The organism is Brevundimonas sp. UYEF29, from assembly GCF_040546195.1.
GTDB classification, from domain to species: domain Bacteria; phylum Pseudomonadota; class Alphaproteobacteria; order Caulobacterales; family Caulobacteraceae; genus Brevundimonas; species Brevundimonas huaxiensis.
In genome coordinates this window covers 69050-85332 of record NZ_JBEPNH010000004.1, presented here as the reverse complement: position 1 = coordinate 85332, position 16283 = coordinate 69050, and the positions used below count along the sequence as shown (strand labels likewise).

The following is a 16283-nucleotide window of genomic DNA, read 5'->3' as shown; positions in this document are numbered from 1 at the left end:
CCTCCGGCGGCTCCGTCACGTCGTCGATCGACAGGGGGGCTGAAAATCAATCGACGACGCGATAGCGGCCGTACTGGTCGGGGCAGGTGCGGACATAGCGGGTATCCGTACGACCATCGGGCAGACGGATCTGGCTTTCGGCCAGACGGCATCCGTCTGAATTCTGATAGGAGTCGACCGGGCGCGAACGATCGTCGTAGTAGCCGCCGCGGCTGTAGGCATAGTCGTTGCGACGATCGTAGTCGTCGTAGCGATAGCCCTGGTCGCCGGTGTAACGATCATCGTAGTAGCCGTAGCTCGGTTGGCTGTAGCCCTGAGCGTAATAGCCGTTCGAGCCATAGCTGTTCTGATAGCTGCGGCAGGCGTCCGAGCTGGACCGACCCACCTGAGACCCGACGACAGCGCCGAGCACGCCGCCCAGGATGCTGCCTTCGGTGCGACGGCCGCGTGCGGCCAGTTGCGAGCCGATGACGGCGCCCGCGCCGCCGCCGATCACTGCGCCGGCGCCGGTGCGACCTTGGCGCTCACGCGCGCAAGGATCGTAGTAGCGGCCGCTGTTGTAATCATACGAGCGGCTGTAGGCGCCGGTGCCGTAGTTCTGGCTGTAGCCGCTGCCGTAATAGTTCTGGGCCGACGCCGTGAGCGGGGCGGCCGTGACGCCGAACGCCAGGGCGGCGACGGCGGCGATCGATGTTTTTGTGAGACCCATTTCCAACCCTCTGAGGACCGAACGATTTCCGTCAAACGTTAACGGCAAAGCCTCGTGTCTCGTTGCACTAGGATTTACGACGGCGAAGCTGAACGGCGATTGATCGGTTCGTTCATCTTCGTTCATGTCCATCCGGTCGCCCCTACTGCCCGGTGGCTTGAGCGAACGGGGACGCCCGGCTAGAAGCCGGCCGATGGACATCTTCACCATCGACCGCGTCGGCGGCCAGGGCGACGGCGTCGCCCAGACGCCGTCCGGCGCGGTGTTCGCCGGCCTGACCTTGCCCGGCGAAACGGTGCGCGGCGTGGTCGTGGACGGGCGGCTGGAAGAGGTCGAAATCATCACGCCCAGCCCCGACCGGATCGTACCGGTCTCGCCCCAGTATGGCGATTGTGGCGGCTGCTCGCTTCAGCATTGGTCCGAGGGGCCGTATCTGAACTGGAAGCGAGAACAGGTGCGACTGGCCCTGGCGCGCGAGCGGATCGAGACCGAGATCGAGGCGACGGTGGCGACTCCGCCGGCCAGTCGTCGCCGCCTTGCGCTTCATGCCCGTCGCACCCAGGATGGACGGGTCGTGCTGGGCTTCAAGGCGCGCCGCTCCTGGCGGCTGGTCGAGGTGAAGGCCTGTCCGGTCGCCGATCCCCGGATCGTGGCGGCCATTCCGGCGCTGACCCAGGTCGCGGCCGCCTTTTTCGAACATCCGAAGTCCGCGCCGACCCTGCACGTCACCTGGACGCTGTCGGGGCTGGATGTGGATGTGACCGGGGTCGAACGGCGCTCGGGCGGAGGCCTGTCGGCCGACGCGCAGATGAAGGCCATCGAGGCGGCGCACCGGGCCGATCTGGCGCGCCTGAGCCTGGCGGGCGACACCCTGGTGATGGCGCGCCAACCCAAGGTGGGGTTCGGCCCTGCCACCGTGGCCCTGCCGGCGGGTGGATTTCTGCAGGCGGTACCTCAGGCCGAGGCGGCGATGGTGTCTCGCGCGCTGACGGCGGTGAAGGGCGCCAAGAAGATCGCCGATTTGTTCTGCGGCGCCGGGACCTTCACCTTCCCCTTGGCCACGGTCGCGCCGGTGATCGCAGCGGACGCGTCCAAGCCCGGCATCGATGCGCTGAAGGCCGCCGTCGGTTCGGCCAAAGGGATGAAGGCCATAACGGCCGAGGCGCGCGATCTGTTTCGTCGGCCGATGAATCCTTATGACCTGAAGGGATGCGACGCCATCGTGTTCGATCCGCCGCGGGCCGGCGCGATCGACCAGACGGCTCAGATCGCGGACACCAAGGCCGGCGTCGTCGTGGGCGTATCGTGCAACCCTCAGACCTTTGCGCGTGATGCGCGGGTGCTGATCGACGCCGGTTTCCGGCTGGAGACGGTGACGCCGGTGGATCAGTTCCTGTGGTCTTCGCACGTCGAACTGGTGGGGGTTTTCAAACGATGACCTTAAACGACACGAGCGAAGAGGACGGCGGCGGTTTCGACGCCGACGACTGGACGCGGCTGAAACCGTTCACGGGCGCCGTGGCGACGCTGGACGACGTTCAGGCGCGACGGGCAGTATTCGCCTTGGGCGAGACCGACGATCCGCGTCCCATCGCCATGGACCTGCCCCAACCGGTCATCTGGTGGGAAGAGGAGGGTGAACAGGCGGCGGTGGCCGTCCAGGCCGAAAGCCATCTCGGCGCCGATGGCGAGGAGATGGAAATCCTGGGTCTGATCCTGCCGGACGGCGAGGGCGCGGTGGCCCTGATGGAGGACGTCGATCTGGTCGATGACACCGATCCGACCTGGCGCGATCTGGTCACGCGCGCCATCGATCCTTCGGCGGCGGACGACTAATTCAGAGCTGCGCCGACGCGAGTGACGAAATCCAGCTGCGAAGGGATGTCGCCGTGGTCTGCTCTCGCGAACACAAGACGCTCGACGTTCACGCCTCTCGCCCGAAGATCATGAGCAAGTTTGCGGCTGAGTACGGGCGGCAGGGTCGTGTCGCGAGAGGCTTCCAGCACGACGACCTTGCCTGAATAGCCGTCCAGCGTCGCGGGCACATCCACAGTGGTCAAGGCCTCGGCCAACTGGACGCGGACGATCGGCCGCCACAGTCCCACCATTGAATCAACGGCGGCGCGGGCGGTCGGCGTGGTCGCCTCTAGCACCAGGGCGTCGGCGCGGATGACACGCGCGGCCTCGGCGCAGATCGGACCGCCCAGGGAATGCCCCCAGGCGATCAGCCGGCGGCCCTCGGCGTCGGCCTGGGCGCGGGCGGTCGCCGCGATGACCTCGCCTGCATCCCTGTAGGTCGCGAAGCTGGCCTGCCCCGGCGTGTCGCCGGACCCCGGATAGTCGAACATCAGCACATCGCCGAACGGCGCGAGTTCGTTCGCAACCTGCGCGCCCGAAACACCACGCCGAAACAGATTGCCCCCGCAATACAAGATCAGCGGCGCGTCGGCGCGTCCCGTCCGCACGCGGGTTGCAGCGACAGCGCCTCCCGCAAAAGGCAATGACAGGATTTCAGCCCCAGGAATGGCAGGGTTGGGAGCCAAGATCAGCTTCTCCGCCTGAACCCGCGTGTCGGGATAGAAGAACTGCCCTTCAGGCACATTGACGGTTAGGCAGCCGGCCAGGATGGTGGACAGGCCAATGGCGGCAGCGGTCGCCGACAAACGTTTGATCATGACACCCCCCAAGATTTGCGACGCTAAACCGAAGGCGGTTGATCAGGCAATCTTGTCGAGCGGCGGATCGAACAGGTCCATCTGAGGCCGGGCGTCTGCGGGCACGCGGAACTGTGTTTCGTCCAGCAGGCGATGCGGCGTGTCGAGGCCGTAGCGTTTGACGGCGGCCTTAAACCGCGTTCCGATCAGTTCGGCGACGGGGCCGCTCCCCTTCATCCGCTGGGACCAGTCGGCGTCATAATCCTTGCCGCCGCGCGTCTGCCGGATCAGGGACATGACCCGCGCGGCGCGATCCGGGCGGGCGTCGGCCAGCCATTCCCGAAACAGGTCCTTGATCTCAAGCGGCAGACGGAGGGTGACATACATAGCCCGCGTGGCCCCGGCCTTGGCGGCGGCTTCCAGTATGGCTTCCAGTTCGTGATCGTTCAGACCGGGGATGACGGGGGCGAAACCGACCCCTACCGGACAACCGGCGTCCGCCAGGCGGCTGATCGCCTCCAGCCGTTTGGCGGGGGTAGAGGCGCGCGGCTCCATCGCCCGCGCCAGCCCACGATCCAGTGTGGTGATGGAGACGAAGGCCGAAGCCAGCCCCGCCTTGCCCATTGGGCCCAAAATGTCGGCGTCGCGCGCGATCAACACCGACTTGGTGATGATGCTAAATGGGTGATTGAACCGCTGCATGACCTCCAGAATGGAGCGCGTCGACTTCAGATCACGTTCGACCGGCTGATAGGGGTCGGTGTTGCCGCCTATGTGGATGCGCTTGCATCGGTATCGGGGTGCGAGGAACGCCTGTTCCAGCAGACTTGCGGCCTGGGGCTTGAAGAAGATCCGGCTCTCGAAATCCAGGCCCGGGGATAGGCCCATCCAGGCATGGGACGGACGGGCGTAACAGTAGATGCAGCCATGTTCGCAACCTTTGTACGGGTTGATGGAGCGGTCGAAGCCGATGTCCGGACTGTCGTTCCGGGCGATGATGGTGCGGGCGTGTTCAGGGGTGAGGGTGGTGCGCAGCGGCGCAGCCTCGGCGTCATCCTGCGTCCAGCCGTCATCGAACGACTGATGCTGCTCAGGCTCGTATCGGCCGCTGGCATTCGAACGCGCGCCTCTTCCCTTGGCGGTTTCCATGGGAAGGACGATGCGACATTAGATAGAACAAAGCAAGAACATTTGTTCTCGCCAATTTGGCCTCAGTCGGGGCCGATGACCATGCAGGTCACGCGACGCGCAGCCAGCGTCTCACAGGCGGATTTTGCGCCGGTTTCGGTCAGGCCGACGAAGCGGGAGCGATACCAGTCGCCGGCGGTTTGAACGTTGCGTTCAGCGGTGGCGAACTGATCGCGGAAGCGGCGGTTGACCTCAATCAGCCAGTCGCTCGCCACCTTCTCTTCGCGAAAAGCCCCGACCTGCACCGCCCAGCGACCGGCCGGCGTGCGGGGCGTGGCGCGGGCGGGTTCACGCGTCGCGGACGATGTCGAGCGACGGGGCGTGGTGGACGGCGCGACAGCGGCATTGGCCGGCGCGCCGTTCAGCGAAGCAGTGACATTGCGGGGCGCACGGGGAGTGGCGGAGGCGGCCGGCGCCGACCCAATAGGCGGCAGCGTTGCAGCGGCCCGCTGGCTGGCTGCGCGCTCCGACGGCGCAGGGGCGACACGCGTCGGCAGGGCGGCGGGTGCCGGTGCAGCCGTATAGGCGACAGCGGTGGACTCGGCGCCGACGCCGTCCTCGTCGTCATTGACCGAAGCATAGGCGATCGGGGCGTCGGCGATCGCCGATCCCACGCCGAAACCACGTTGCTCGAAGAAGGTCTGCGCTACCTGGATCCGCTCGCCCTGGGCGCGGCGGCGCTCGACCTCGAACCCGGTGTCCATCAGTTCGGCGACGTGGGCGTTGCGGCTGGCGGTCGAACGGCCGCCCAGGACGATGGTGATCAGGCGTCGCCCGTCGCGCACGGCCGAGGCGGCGAGGTTGTAGCCCGAGGCGTTGGTGTAGCCGGTCTTCATCCCGTCATAGCCGCGCCCGGTCGGCAGAAGGCCGTTGGTGTTGCGATAGTTGCGACCGTTGTAGGCCCAGTCGTGAAGGCCGAAGTAGCTGTAGTACTGCGGAAAATCACGCATGATCGCGCGCGCCAGAATGGCCTGGTCGCGCGCGGAGGTCACCTGACGTGCGTCCGGCAGGCCGTTTGCGGTGTAGTAGCGGGTCTGGGTCATGCCCAACTGCGCGGCCTTTTGCGTCATCATGTTGGTGAAGCGGGCTTCCGATCCGCCGATGTGCTCGCCGATAGCCAGGGCCATGTCGTTTGCGGATCGCACGGCGGTGGCGCGCATGGCGTTGTCCAGGGTGATGGTCTGACCGGCGGCCAGGCCCAGTTTTGACGGCGGCTGGGACGCGGCGCGCGGCGAGATCGTCAGCACGTCGTTCACATTGGCCTTGCCTTGAGACAGCGCCTCGAACGTCAGATACAGCGTCATCATCTTGGTCAGCGACGCTGGATAGCGGCGGCTGTCGGCGTTCCGCGCGAACAGAACCTCGCCCGTGGCGGCGTCGATCACGATGGCGGCGTAGCGGCTGTTCTCCTGGGCCGAGTAGGCGGTCTGGGCCTCGATCGGCCTGACGTTCGCGCCCAGAACCAGCGAAAGCGCGAGGACGGCGAACAGGCCACGGCGGAGAAAAGCGATCATGGGCGGGACAACCCCTCGGTGAGCAGGGTGCGACAGGCCCCCCGGCCGTCACGAACAAACAGCTAGCATAGGAAGCACGGGTTTCGTGGTGGTTAACCGCGCGTCAACGCAAATTTGACCGGCCGATCAAGGTTATCGCCGATCATATTGTGCATTGCACAAAACGCTTGAAAAGCCTTCGCACTTGCAGCATATTGTGGGTCTGCGAGATCCTCTCGCGTCATTATTTCCGCCCTCAGGCCCGTCCCCAAGGGCCGTCTACCGGAGAGACGATCATGGCCGACGCCGCTGAAACCGTGAAGAAAACCGCCGACCAAGCCACCGCCGCCGCAACTTCGGCCGCCGCCAAGGTCAAGGCGCAAGCCGAAACCATGCAGGCTGCCGGCACGCAGGCCTTCCGTGAAGGCATCGACAAGTCGACGGCCTCGATGGCCGAGCTGAACGCGCACAGCAAGAAGACCTTGGAAGCCATGGTCGAGTCGGTCACCGTCGCCCAGAAGGGCGCCGAGGCCCTGTCGCAACAGGCGCTTGGCTTCGCCAAGTCCTCGTGGGAAGACGGCGTCGCCGCGTCCAAGGAACTGTCGACCGCCCGTTCGGTGCAGGAGTTCTTCGAGCTTCAGACCGCCTGGGCCAAGAAGTCGATGGAACGCTATGTCGCCGAGCTGACCAAGACGAACGAGATCGTCACCGCCACGGTCAAGGATAGCATCAAGCCGATCAACGAGCGCGTCACCGCCTCGGTCGAAACCTTCCAGGCCGCTCGCTAAACCCGCGAACCGCCCGAAGAATCGAGAAGGCCCCGGAGTTCGCTCCGGGGCCTTTTTGCTGTCAGGGCAGGGCGGAATGGTCGTAGCTGAAGACCCGCGCCAGCTTCCAGTCGGTCCCCTCCTGTTTCCACATCTGCGTGAAGCGGGCGCGACCGACGCGCCGTTCGGGGCCATCGCCCTGTCGCTCGTAAAAGACGTGCTCGCCCGTTTCGACGGCGCCGTAGTTGTTGATGGGATAGACGGCCAGACCGTCCGGCAGAGCCTCGCGCCGGGTCCGCCAGGCGTCGGGCGCGCTGCGGCCCTGACAACGCGCGGCGTATTGCGACACGAAGCTGTCGGCGTCAGTGGCCACCCGTCCGCCGCGGTCGTCGAAGAACTCGAAATCATCGGTCAGCATGGCCCGAAGTCCGGCCGGATCGCAGCCTTCGAAGAAGACAGCGAACAGTTTTGCGTCGGCCGCCAAGACGGCGGTTTCCAGCGGCGTGGGCTGGGCGAAGGCGGCGAGCGAAAGGGCGGCGACGAGGGCGGCGGGCATGGCGATCGGGAGCGGTTCAACTGAGGCTCTCAACCTGAGCCGTTGACTGCCTTGGATCACGTGAAATCTTTGTCAGACGCCCTTCACGAAAGCCGTGACTGGACGCCGCTTCAATTCAGGCCATCATTCCCTATCTGAGAGCCAAGACGACTCCCCGATTACGGAACACGAATGCCCATACAAAGGCCCGGTGAGACCGGCGGCGGTCAAGGAACCGCCGTCGTCACCGAAACAAAGCCGAAGCTGCAAAAGCCCTCGCTCTACCGAGTGCTGATTCTGAACGACGATTATTCGCCGATGGAATTCGTCGTCTATGTGCTGGAGCGGTTCTTCCAGAAGAGCCGGGAAGAGGCCACCCGCATCATGCTGCATGTGCATCAGCATGGCGTCGGCGTCTGCGGCGTCTTCACCTACGAAGTCGCCGAGACCAAGGTCGCGCAGGTCATCGAGACGGCGCGCCGCCACCAGCACCCTCTGCAATGCACGATGGAAAAGGACTGAGAGGAGCCTCCCTATGCCTTCATTTTCCCGTCCTCTCGAAGAAACCCTGCACCGCGCGGTGGGATACGCCAATGCGCGCAGGCACGAGTATGCGACGCTTGAGCACCTGCTGCTCGCGCTGATCGACGATCCCGACGCGACCGGCGTCATGCAGGCCTGCAACGTCGATCTGTCGGCGTTGAAAGCGGCGCTGACCCTCTATGTCGACAACGATCTGGCCGCCCTGGCGACCAGCGACGGCGAGGACGCCAAGCCGACCGCCGGTTTCCAGCGCGTGATCCAGCGCGCGGTGATCCACGTCCAGTCGTCCGGCCGAGAGGAAGTGTCCGGCGCCAATGTGCTGGTCGCCATCTTCTCCGAGCGCGAGAGCCATGCCGCCTACTTCCTGCAAGAGCAGGACATGACGCGCTATGACGCGGTCAACTTCATCGCCCACGGCATCGCCAAGAAGGCGGGCGCCAACGAGGCCCGTCCGGCCAAGGGCGCTTCGCCCGAAGAGGCCGAGGATGCATCCGCCGTCAAACAGGGCGGCGAGGCGCTGGAAGCCTATTGCGTCGACCTCAACGAGAAGTCGCGCCAGGGCAAGGTCGATCCCCTGATCGGTCGTCAGGCCGAGGTCGATCGCTCGATCCAGATCCTGTGCCGTCGGACCAAGAACAACCCGCTTCTGGTGGGCGATCCCGGTGTCGGCAAGACCGCCATCGCCGAAGGTCTGGCCCGCAAGATCGTCAAAGGCGAGGTGCCCGACGTCCTGAAGGACGCCACCATCTATTCGCTCGATATGGGCGCGCTGCTGGCCGGCACCCGCTATCGCGGCGACTTCGAGGAACGCCTGAAGCAGGTGGTCAAGGAACTTGAGAACCACGACAACGCCGTGCTCTTCATCGATGAGATCCACACGGTGATCGGCGCGGGCGCGACCTCGGGCGGAGCGATGGATGCCTCGAACCTGCTGAAACCGGCCCTTGCGTCCGGCACGCTGCGCTGCATGGGATCGACGACCTACAAGGAATATCGCCAGCACTTCGAGAAGGACCGCGCCCTGGTGCGTCGCTTCCAGAAGATCGACGTCAACGAGCCGACGGTCGAGGATACGGTGAAGATCCTGAAGGGTCTGAAGACCTACTACGAGCAGCATCACAAGGTCCGTTACACCGACAGCGCCGTGCGCACGGCGGTGGAGCTGTCTGCGCGCTACATGACCGACCGCAAACTGCCGGACAAGGCGATCGATGTGATCGACGAGGCCGGGGCGTCGCAGATGCTGCTGACCGAATCCAAGAGGAAGAAGGTCATCGGTCAGAAGGAGGTCGAGGCCGTTATCGCCAAGATGGCCCGCATCCCGGCCAAGTCGGTGTCCAAGTCCGACACGGAAAGCCTGCGCGAGCTGGAAACCGACCTGAAGCGTGCGGTCTTCGGTCAGGAACAAGCCATCGAACAGGTGTCGGCGGCCATGAAGCTGGCGCGGGCGGGTCTTCGCGATCCGAACAAGCCGATTGGCAGCTTCCTGTTCAGCGGCCCCACCGGCGTCGGCAAGACCGAGGTCGCCAAGCAACTCGCCGCGACCCTGGGCATCGAGATGCAACGCTTCGACATGTCGGAATATATGGAGCGCCACACGGTCAGCCGTCTGATCGGCGCGCCTCCCGGCTATGTCGGCCATGACCAGGGCGGGCTTCTGACCGACGCCGTCGATCAGCATCCGCACGCTGTCGTGCTGCTGGACGAGATCGAGAAGGCGCACCCGGATGTCTACAACATCCTGCTGCAGGTGATGGACAACGGCATGTTGACCGATGCGGTCGGCAAGAAGGTCGATTTTAGGAACGTCATCCTTATCATGACCACAAACGCCGGCGCCGCCGACAACGCCCGCGCCTCCATCGGCTTTGGCCGGGGCAAGGTCGAGGGCGAGGATGACAAGGCCATCCAGCGCCTGTTCGCGCCGGAGTTCCGCAATCGCCTGGACGCCATCGTGGCCTTCAAGCCGCTGCAGGCCGACACGATCCGCTCGGTGGTGACCAAGTTCATTCTTCAGCTGGAAGCCCAGCTGGCGGACCGCAACATCACCATCGAACTGACCGACGAAGCCGCAGACTGGCTGGCCAAGAACGGCTTCGACGAACTGTATGGCGCGCGTCCCCTGGCGCGGGTCATCCAGGACTCGATCAAGAAGCCGCTGGCCGACGACATCCTGTTCGGCCGCCTGACGCGCGGCGGACACGTCAGGGTCCAGCTGAAGGACGGCAAGATCGACTTCGACATCACGAGCGCCAGCGCGCCCGCGAAAGCCGAGGAAGAAGAGACGGCCTGATCCTCGAAAAGGTGATGGCGAACGGCCCGGCTGGCGGCAGCCGGGCCTTTTTCTATGCCTGCTTGTAGGGCGACAGTTCTTCGGTCATCGCCCGCATCTCCGCCGCGACGGCCGGGCGTTCGCCGTCCAGATAGCGGGCGACGGGATCGCGCAGGGCGGGGTCGGCGATAAAATGGGCGGAATAGACGGGGGAGGGCAGGTAGCCGCGCGCGATCTTGTGGTCGCCCTGGGCCCCGGCTTCGACGCGGGATAGGCCACGCGAAATGGCGAATTCGATAGCCTGATAGTAGCAAAGCTCGAAATGCAGGAACGGCACGTCTTCCAGCGTGCCCCACTGACGGCCGTAAAGCGCGTCTCGGCCAATGAAGTTCAGAGCACCGGCGATGGGCGTCTCGTCCCGAAACGCCATGACCAGGGCGATCCGATCGGCCATGGTCGCGCCGATGCGACTGAAGAAGTCGCGCGTCAGATACGGCCGGCCCCACTTGCGTGAGCCGGTGTCCATGTAGAAAGCGAAGAAGGCGTCCCAATGGGCCTCAGCGATGGTGGCGCCGGTGAGGACACGAATATCCAGATCGGCCTGGGCGTCGCGACGCTCGCGCTTGATGGTCTTGCGGCGGTTGGCCGACAGGGCGGCCAGAAAGTCGTCGAATGTCCGATAGCCGTTATTGCGCCAGATGAACTGGATGTCCTGGCGTGGCAGCAGATCCGCCTCTGTCATGGCTGACCAGTCGGCTTCGGTCGGGAAGTTGACGTGCAGGGAGGAGACGCCCAGCCGCTCGACAAGGGTCACCGCCCCCTGGATCAGCGCCTGACGCACCGTCGCGGCATCGGTCTCGGGATGGTTCAGGAAGCGCGGGCCGGTCGCGGGGGTGAAGGGCACGGCGCCCAGCAGCTTGGGATAATAGCGACCGCCGGCCCGCTCATAGGCGTCGGCCCAGCTGTGGTCGAAGACGTATTCGCCTTGGCTGTTGCCCTTCAGATAAAGGGGCATGACGCCCAGCACCGCGTTGTCTTCACCCCTCAAGGCCAAGTGGCGTGGGGCCCAGCCCTGGCGCGGCGCGGCGCTGCCCGAGGCCTCGCACGCGTGCAGGAAGTCGTAGGAAACGAAGGGATCGCCGGTGGGCAGCGCGCACGCGTCCCAGGCCTCTTGGCCTATGTCGGCGATCCCTTCGTGAACCGAGATCTGAAAGATCAGCGGATCTCCACGATCGCATCGATCTCGACGGCGAAGCCGAGCGGCAGCTTGTACACGCCGACGGCCGAGCGGGCGTGCTTGCCTGCGTCGCCGAAGACCTCGACCATCATGTCCGAGCAGCCGTTGATGACGGCGGGAATGGCGGTGAAGTCGGGGCCGGCCTGAACGAAACCGCCCAGTTTGACGATGCGGACCACCCGGTCCAGGTCGCCATTGCAGGCGGCCTTGATCTGGGCGATCAGGTTCAGACCGCACAGACGCGCGGCTTCCAGCGCCTGCTCCGGCGTCACGTCCACGCCGACCGTGCCCTTGATGCCGCCGTTCGCGTCATTCGACAGCTGGCCCGAGATGGTGACCTGATTGCCCGAGCGGACGTAGGAGACATAGCTGGCCACCGGCTTGGCGGGTTCCGGCAGGGTGAGGCCGAGTTCGGCGATGCGGGCTTCGATGCTCATGGGGGCTCCTGTTTATCTGGGCGCGGTTTAGCGCGGGGCAAGGGCGGCGTCACCCGTTCGGCGCGCTTTAAAGGTTCGCCAACCGCGCCGTGTCATGATGCGATCATGGATATGCACCTGACCCCCGACGTCGCCGCCTTCCATGCCGTGCTGGCGCGGTTGTCTGCCGGCGACCGCGCGCGTGTGGACGCCGCCGGGGTTCCAGCCGCGCAAAAGGCCGCCGAGGCCGCGCCGCATTGGGATTTCGAAATGCCGGCCAAGGCGGTGGATGCGCTGTTGGGCGCGGATGCTTCCGACGATGTGCGTCGGGGCCTGGTCGCCGCCTGGGCGCTGCAACTGCCCGACCGGGCGGCGGCGATGAACCTGCCGGCCGAGGTCATGGCCCTCTATCCCTACTGGATCGAGCAACTGGCGGCGTTTCTGGACAAGGCCGGGGGCGACTATGTTTTCGACCACTGGTCCAAGGACGTGCGCTTCACCCTGGCGCTCAGCGTGCCGGGCGCGAAAAGTCAGGTCATAGATCTGTCGTCGCCGGTCGGGCCGGGCCAGATCGTCAAACACGTCCGCGACGGCTGGGGCGTCAAACCGCTGTTCCGCTATTTGGCGGCCGGCGCAAAGCGCGAGCCGTGGCTGGAAGTCCACACCGAAAGCCGGTGGCTGCGCGGCTTCAATGAGGACGGCTGGAACGAGGCCTGGGCGACGGCGGCAGCGCTGTGCCGCGCACGGCCTGAACTGGCCGGCATGATCGGCTCCAGCTGGTTCTACGACCCGCCCCTGACCGAGATCAGCCCCCGCCTAGCCCATCTGCGCCTGAACCCATTGAAGGGCGGCGCCTTCATGGTCCACCAAGGACCGGGCGATATCCACACCGAGCGGGCTGGCACGGCGTCGGCGTCGAGGAAGGCTCTGATCGACAGCGGCGAATACACCGCCCGGTCTTGGTTGATGATCTGGCCCCGCAAGGAGCTGATCGCCTGGGCAGACCGGCGCAAGGCCGCCTGATTCCTCAGGCTGTCGCCATCCGCCACGCCGCCGCGATCGGCTGGATGTCCAAGTCGGCCGCTCTGGCCAGTCGGATCAACCGATCGATGTCCTCCGGACGGCAACCATACGGCGTCGGCGCGTCGCTGACGTCGTGGCCGTAGGCGATCAGCCAGCCTCTGGATGAAGCCGTTTCCTCGACCAGCGCCTCCAGGTCGTAGCCGGGCAGCCGACGGCTCTCCAGGCCGATGGCTTGCAGCAGATTGCGATCCGAACGCCCGGCGTTGATCCCGTCGCGGACGCCGCGCCCGCACAGGAAGCGTTTGTCGATCACAGCTTTCGATCCGAGGGCGCAATCGCCGAAGGGATAGGCGAAGGTCTGCATTTCGTATCCGTCCAGCCGTTCGGCGACCCAGGCGGCGTTGCGCGCCAGGCTGGCATCCAGTTCGGCCGGCGACAGGGTCAGGGTCGAGACATGCTCATAGGTGTGGCATCCGACTTCGTGCCCGGCCTCATGGAGGGCTTGCAGGTGCTCCACCTCAAACTGGGGCAGGTCCAGATTACGACCGCCCGACAGGCCTCCACAGACATAGTAGGTCGCCTTGACCCCGTGCTGGGCCAGGATCGGTCCGGCCTCGGTCCAGGCCGATGCCGGGATGTCATCGAACGACAGGCTGAGGACGCCGCGCGCAGGCCGCACGTCGGCAGGACGGACATCGAGATAGCGGCCGGCGCGGCGGCGCATCTTGTCGAAAAAGGCGCTCATGCCCGCCTTGTCGCACGACGGGCTTAAGGCTGGGTTTCAGACCATGACGGGTTGGATGGTCAGACCGCGCACGCCGAAGACACGGCGATAGCGTTCGATCTCGCCGGGATCGCCGACCGCTTTCGCCGGATTGTCCGACAGTTTGACGGCGGGGCGGCCGTCGACCTCGACCACCTTGCAGACCAATGAGATCGGCTCCAACTCGGGCGCGAAGGCGGGCGAGCAGTCGCGGAAGTCGTTGGTCAGATTGGTGCCCCAGCCGAAGCTGAGACGGGCGCGACCGTGGAAATGGGCGTGGGTCGCCTCGATCCCGTCGATGTCCATCCCGTCGGAAAAGATCAGCAGCTTCTCTTTCGGGTCTCGCCCATGCGCGCGCCACCAGTCGATCAGGCGGTCGCCGGCCGGGATGGGCGGGGCCGAGTCGGGCCGGAACCCGGTCCAGTCCGCGACCCAATCGGGCGCCTGGTCCAGAAACGCCTCGGTGCCGAAGGCGTCGGGCAACACGATGAGGAGATTGCCCGCATAGTGCCTGCGCCATTCGTCCAGCACCGCATAGGGCACCTGGGCCAGCGCCGCGTCGTCCGGCGCCAGGGCCGCCAGAACCATCGGCAGTTCGTGGCCGTTGGTGCCGATGGCTTCCAGATCGTTCTCCATGGCGTGCAGGACGTTGGACGTGCCGATGAAGGATTTGCCCAACCCCTCTTTCAACGCCTGAATGCACCAGCTTTGCCACAGGAAGCCGTGCCGCCGCCGGGTGCCGAAGTCGGACAGGGCGAGGTCGGGCAGAGCGCGAAGTCGCTCGACCTTGGACCACAGCCGCGTCTTGGCGCGCGAATACAGTATGTCCAGTTCGAACCGGCCCAGCCGCCGCATCCCGACCCGGCAGCGCAGCTCGTTCAGGATCGCCAGCGCCGGGATTTCCCACAGCGTCACCTCGGCCCAGACGCCCGAGAAGGTCAGCACATACTGCCCGTCCTGAACCGAAAGGTCGTAGTCCGGCAGGCGATAATCGGTCAGCCAGGCGATGAAGTCGGGCGAGAAGATCTGCTTCAAGCCATAAAAGCTGTTGCCCGCCAGCCAGACCAGTTCCTTATTGGTGAAACGTAAGGTGCGAGCGTGATCCAGCTGCTCGCGCAGGGCGTCGATGTCGATCTCGTCGGCCAGACGCACAGTCTTGGTGCGGTTGATGATCTGGAAGACGACCGGCACGTCGCGATGCTCGCGCCAGATCATCTGCAGCATCAGCAGCTTGTAGAAGTCCGTGTCCAGCAGGCTGCGGACGATCGGGTCCAGGCGAAAGCCATGGTCATAGGCGCGTTTGGCGAGATCCATGCCCTGTCCTACGGCTTCAACGCGCGACCCGCCACCACCGCGTCCTTGCCGAACTTTTCGCGCAGCACGTCGATGGCGCGTTCGGTCTTCAAGGCGCGCGTCTCGGTGGTCTGAAACAGGCCGGCGGGCGCGTCCTCGGCGTCCTGCACGTCCGCCATGCCGATGCCGATCAGGCGATAGGGGCGGCCCAGCTCAGGTTTCAGCAGATCGCGCCCCGCGGCGAACAGGGCGCGCGCGGTCTGCACCGGGTCGGGCAGGGTGACGCGGCGGGTCACGATCTTGAAGTCGGTGCGGCGCAGCTTGAGCACCAGCACCCGGCTGGCGACGCCGTCGCGCCGGGCTTTGGACGCCAGCTTCTCGCACAGGGGCCACAGCTCGGCCTCCAGCGCTTCGGCCGACGTCAGGTCTTCGTTGAAGGTGGTTTCGGCGCTCATCCCTTTGCGATCGCGCTCGGGGTTCACGGCGCGCGCGTCGCGGGCGTGGGCCAGATCGTGGAGGCGCAGACCGGATTCGCCGTAGCGTTTGACCAGCTCGCGCACGTCCGCCTGCGCCAGATCGCCAATGGTCGAATAGCCGTCGCTGCGCAACGCCTTGCCGAACACCGGCCCGACGCCGGGCAGGGCGGTGACGGGGCGCGGCGCCAACAGGGCCTGGGCATTGGCGGCCCCGACCACGGAGAAGCCGCGCGGCTTGTCCATCTCCGACGCCATCTTCGCCAGAAAGCGGTTGGGCGCCAGGCCGATGGAAACGGTCAGGCCGGTCTCGTCCTCGATCTGTTTCTGAAAGCGGATCAGCTGCAACGCCGGCGGACCGCCGTTCAGCCGCTCTGTGCCCGACAGATCGACCCAGGCTTCATCCAGCGACAACGGCTGGATCAAGGGCGTCAGGCACCCCAACGCCCCCAGAATGCGCTGCGATTCGAAGACGTATTTGGTGAAGTCCGGCCGGATCACCACGGCCTCGGGACAGGCCTTCAACGCCTTGAACATCGGCATGGCTGAGCCGACGCCATATTGACGCGCGACATAGCAGGCGGTGGAGACCACGCCGCGCTTTCCGCCGCCGACGATCACCGGCTTGTCGCGCAGTTCGGGCCGGTCGCGCTTCTCCACCGAGGCGTAGAAGGCGTCGCAGTCCATGTGGGCGATCGACAACTGGTCCAGTTCGGCGTCTGCGACCACGCGCCGCGATCCGCACGCCGGACAGCGGTTCTCGCGAGGCCCGGCGGGATCTCCGCTGGTCCAAAGGCAGTCGCGACAGATGGCCTTGATGGCCACGCTTAAGGTCTCCGTAAGGTTGGCTTCACCCCAACTTAAGACTGGGCGCCTACGAATGCGACCAACGAGGCGTCCCGCGTTCGAGGGGCGCG

At 65.7% G+C, this 16283-nt stretch carries 16 protein-coding genes; 6 read left to right on the top strand and 10 right to left on the bottom strand.

Annotated elements, in window-relative coordinates:
- Positions 1–46 precede the first annotated feature (46 nt).
- Positions 47–709 (bottom strand): YMGG-like glycine zipper-containing protein, encoded by a 663-nt coding sequence (locus ABIB58_RS08295; RefSeq protein ID WP_185223924.1) that lies wholly within the window; start codon positions 707–709, stop codon positions 47–49.
- Between the two features lie 193 nt (positions 710–902).
- Between ABIB58_RS08295 and ABIB58_RS08290 the strand changes: the two genes are divergently transcribed.
- Both ABIB58_RS08290 and ABIB58_RS08285 read left to right on the top strand, forming a co-directional pair.
- Positions 903–2147, top strand: a complete 1245-nt coding sequence (locus ABIB58_RS08290; RefSeq protein ID WP_354040243.1) for a class I SAM-dependent RNA methyltransferase — start codon at positions 903–905, stop codon at positions 2145–2147.
- A complete protein-coding gene (locus ABIB58_RS08285) occupies positions 2144–2545 on the top strand; it encodes a hypothetical protein (RefSeq protein WP_045810087.1) in 402 nt (133 codons plus the stop codon). Before ABIB58_RS08290 ends, ABIB58_RS08285 begins: the two co-directional genes overlap by 4 nt.
- Here ABIB58_RS08285 and ABIB58_RS08280 read toward each other — a convergent pair.
- The 3 genes from ABIB58_RS08280 to ABIB58_RS08270 form a co-directional block, all read right to left on the bottom strand.
- Positions 2542–3384, bottom strand: a complete 843-nt coding sequence (locus ABIB58_RS08280) for an alpha/beta hydrolase family protein (protein WP_354040240.1) — start codon at positions 3382–3384, stop codon at positions 2542–2544. The genes ABIB58_RS08285 and ABIB58_RS08280 overlap by 4 nt on opposite strands.
- A 42-nt stretch (positions 3385–3426) precedes the next feature.
- A complete protein-coding gene (locus ABIB58_RS08275; protein WP_045810085.1) occupies positions 3427–4512 on the bottom strand; it encodes a PA0069 family radical SAM protein in 1086 nt (361 codons plus the stop codon).
- Between the two features lie 62 nt (positions 4513–4574).
- Complete coding sequence (locus ABIB58_RS08270; protein ID WP_354040238.1) at positions 4575–6065, bottom strand: serine hydrolase; 1491 nt, start codon at positions 6063–6065, stop codon at positions 4575–4577.
- A gap of 275 nt (positions 6066–6340) precedes the next feature.
- Here ABIB58_RS08270 and ABIB58_RS08265 point away from each other — a divergent pair, with 275 nt between their 5' ends.
- The gene (locus ABIB58_RS08265; RefSeq protein WP_082465129.1) at positions 6341–6832 is read left to right on the top strand and encodes a phasin family protein; all 492 of its coding nucleotides are present in this window, start codon (positions 6341–6343) and stop codon (positions 6830–6832) included.
- A gap of 61 nt (positions 6833–6893) precedes the next feature.
- Here the strand turns inward: ABIB58_RS08265 and ABIB58_RS08260 are convergent, their stop codons facing one another.
- Positions 6894–7367: a nuclear transport factor 2 family protein gene (locus ABIB58_RS08260; RefSeq protein WP_354040235.1), complete on the bottom strand. Its 474-nt coding sequence runs from the start codon at positions 7365–7367 to the stop codon at positions 6894–6896.
- A gap of 171 nt (positions 7368–7538) precedes the next feature.
- Between ABIB58_RS08260 and clpS the strand changes: the two genes are divergently transcribed.
- Together clpS and clpA are read left to right on the top strand one after the other, a co-directional pair.
- On the top strand, positions 7539–7868 hold the full coding sequence (gene clpS / locus ABIB58_RS08255; RefSeq protein ID WP_017504641.1) for an ATP-dependent Clp protease adapter ClpS: 330 nt from the start codon (positions 7539–7541) through the stop codon (positions 7866–7868).
- A 13-nt stretch (positions 7869–7881) separates the two neighbouring features.
- Positions 7882–10182: an ATP-dependent Clp protease ATP-binding subunit ClpA gene (gene clpA / locus ABIB58_RS08250; protein ID WP_354040233.1), complete on the top strand. Its 2301-nt coding sequence runs from the start codon at positions 7882–7884 to the stop codon at positions 10180–10182.
- A gap of 52 nt (positions 10183–10234) precedes the next feature.
- Here clpA and ABIB58_RS08245 read toward each other — a convergent pair whose 3' ends face one another.
- Together ABIB58_RS08245 and ABIB58_RS08240 are read right to left on the bottom strand one after the other, a co-directional pair.
- Positions 10235–11380, bottom strand: a complete 1146-nt coding sequence (locus ABIB58_RS08245; protein WP_045810146.1) for a GNAT family N-acetyltransferase — start codon at positions 11378–11380, stop codon at positions 10235–10237.
- The gene (locus ABIB58_RS08240) at positions 11377–11835 is read right to left on the bottom strand and encodes a RidA family protein (protein ID WP_354040231.1); all 459 of its coding nucleotides are present in this window, start codon (positions 11833–11835) and stop codon (positions 11377–11379) included. The genes ABIB58_RS08245 and ABIB58_RS08240 overlap by 4 nt, the downstream gene beginning before the upstream one ends.
- 105 nt (positions 11836–11940) lie before the next feature.
- Between ABIB58_RS08240 and ABIB58_RS08235 the strand changes: the two genes are divergently transcribed.
- The gene (locus ABIB58_RS08235; RefSeq protein WP_354040229.1) at positions 11941–12837 is read left to right on the top strand and encodes a hypothetical protein; all 897 of its coding nucleotides are present in this window, start codon (positions 11941–11943) and stop codon (positions 12835–12837) included.
- A 4-nt stretch (positions 12838–12841) separates the two neighbouring features.
- On the opposite strand, the gene ABIB58_RS08230 is transcribed toward ABIB58_RS08235, so the two are convergent.
- Genes ABIB58_RS08230 through ABIB58_RS08220 form a run of 3 tightly spaced genes read right to left on the bottom strand, consistent with a single transcriptional unit; the run spans position 12842 to position 16191 of the window.
- Positions 12842–13582 (bottom strand): polysaccharide deacetylase family protein, encoded by a 741-nt coding sequence (locus ABIB58_RS08230; protein WP_354040227.1) that lies wholly within the window; start codon positions 13580–13582, stop codon positions 12842–12844.
- Positions 13583–13618: 36 nt separating this feature from the next.
- On the bottom strand, positions 13619–14914 hold the full coding sequence (pncB, locus tag ABIB58_RS08225) for a nicotinate phosphoribosyltransferase (RefSeq protein ID WP_354040225.1): 1296 nt from the start codon (positions 14912–14914) through the stop codon (positions 13619–13621).
- Positions 14915–14922: 8 nt separating this feature from the next.
- Positions 14923–16191 (bottom strand): DNA polymerase IV, encoded by a 1269-nt coding sequence (locus ABIB58_RS08220; RefSeq protein ID WP_082064363.1) that lies wholly within the window; start codon positions 16189–16191, stop codon positions 14923–14925.
- Positions 16192–16283 lie beyond the last annotated feature (92 nt).

Excerpts from the sequence above, each read along its gene's own strand:
- ABIB58_RS08295 (WP_185223924.1), bottom strand. The coding sequence starts at position 709 with ATGGGTCTCACAAAAACATCGATCGCCGCCGTCGCCGCCCTGGCGTTC.
- ABIB58_RS08290 (WP_354040243.1), top strand. The coding sequence starts at position 903 with ATGGACATCTTCACCATCGACCGCGTCGGCGGCCAGGGCGACGGCGTC.
- ABIB58_RS08285 (WP_045810087.1), top strand. The coding sequence starts at position 2,144 with ATGACCTTAAACGACACGAGCGAAGAGGACGGCGGCGGTTTCGACGCC.
- ABIB58_RS08280 (WP_354040240.1), bottom strand. The coding sequence starts at position 3,384 with ATGATCAAACGTTTGTCGGCGACCGCTGCCGCCATTGGCCTGTCCACC.
- ABIB58_RS08275 (WP_045810085.1), bottom strand. The coding sequence starts at position 4,512 with ATGGAAACCGCCAAGGGAAGAGGCGCGCGTTCGAATGCCAGCGGCCGA.
- ABIB58_RS08270 (WP_354040238.1), bottom strand. The coding sequence starts at position 6,065 with ATGATCGCTTTTCTCCGCCGTGGCCTGTTCGCCGTCCTCGCGCTTTCG.
- ABIB58_RS08265 (WP_082465129.1), top strand. The coding sequence starts at position 6,341 with ATGGCCGACGCCGCTGAAACCGTGAAGAAAACCGCCGACCAAGCCACC.
- ABIB58_RS08260 (WP_354040235.1), bottom strand. The coding sequence starts at position 7,367 with ATGCCCGCCGCCCTCGTCGCCGCCCTTTCGCTCGCCGCCTTCGCCCAG.
- clpS (WP_017504641.1), top strand. The coding sequence starts at position 7,539 with ATGCCCATACAAAGGCCCGGTGAGACCGGCGGCGGTCAAGGAACCGCC.
- clpA (WP_354040233.1), top strand. The coding sequence starts at position 7,882 with ATGCCTTCATTTTCCCGTCCTCTCGAAGAAACCCTGCACCGCGCGGTG.
- ABIB58_RS08240 (WP_354040231.1), bottom strand. The coding sequence starts at position 11,835 with ATGAGCATCGAAGCCCGCATCGCCGAACTCGGCCTCACCCTGCCGGAA.
- ABIB58_RS08235 (WP_354040229.1), top strand. The coding sequence starts at position 11,941 with ATGGATATGCACCTGACCCCCGACGTCGCCGCCTTCCATGCCGTGCTG.
- ABIB58_RS08230 (WP_354040227.1), bottom strand. The coding sequence starts at position 13,582 with ATGAGCGCCTTTTTCGACAAGATGCGCCGCCGCGCCGGCCGCTATCTC.
- pncB (WP_354040225.1), bottom strand. The coding sequence starts at position 14,914 with ATGGATCTCGCCAAACGCGCCTATGACCATGGCTTTCGCCTGGACCCG.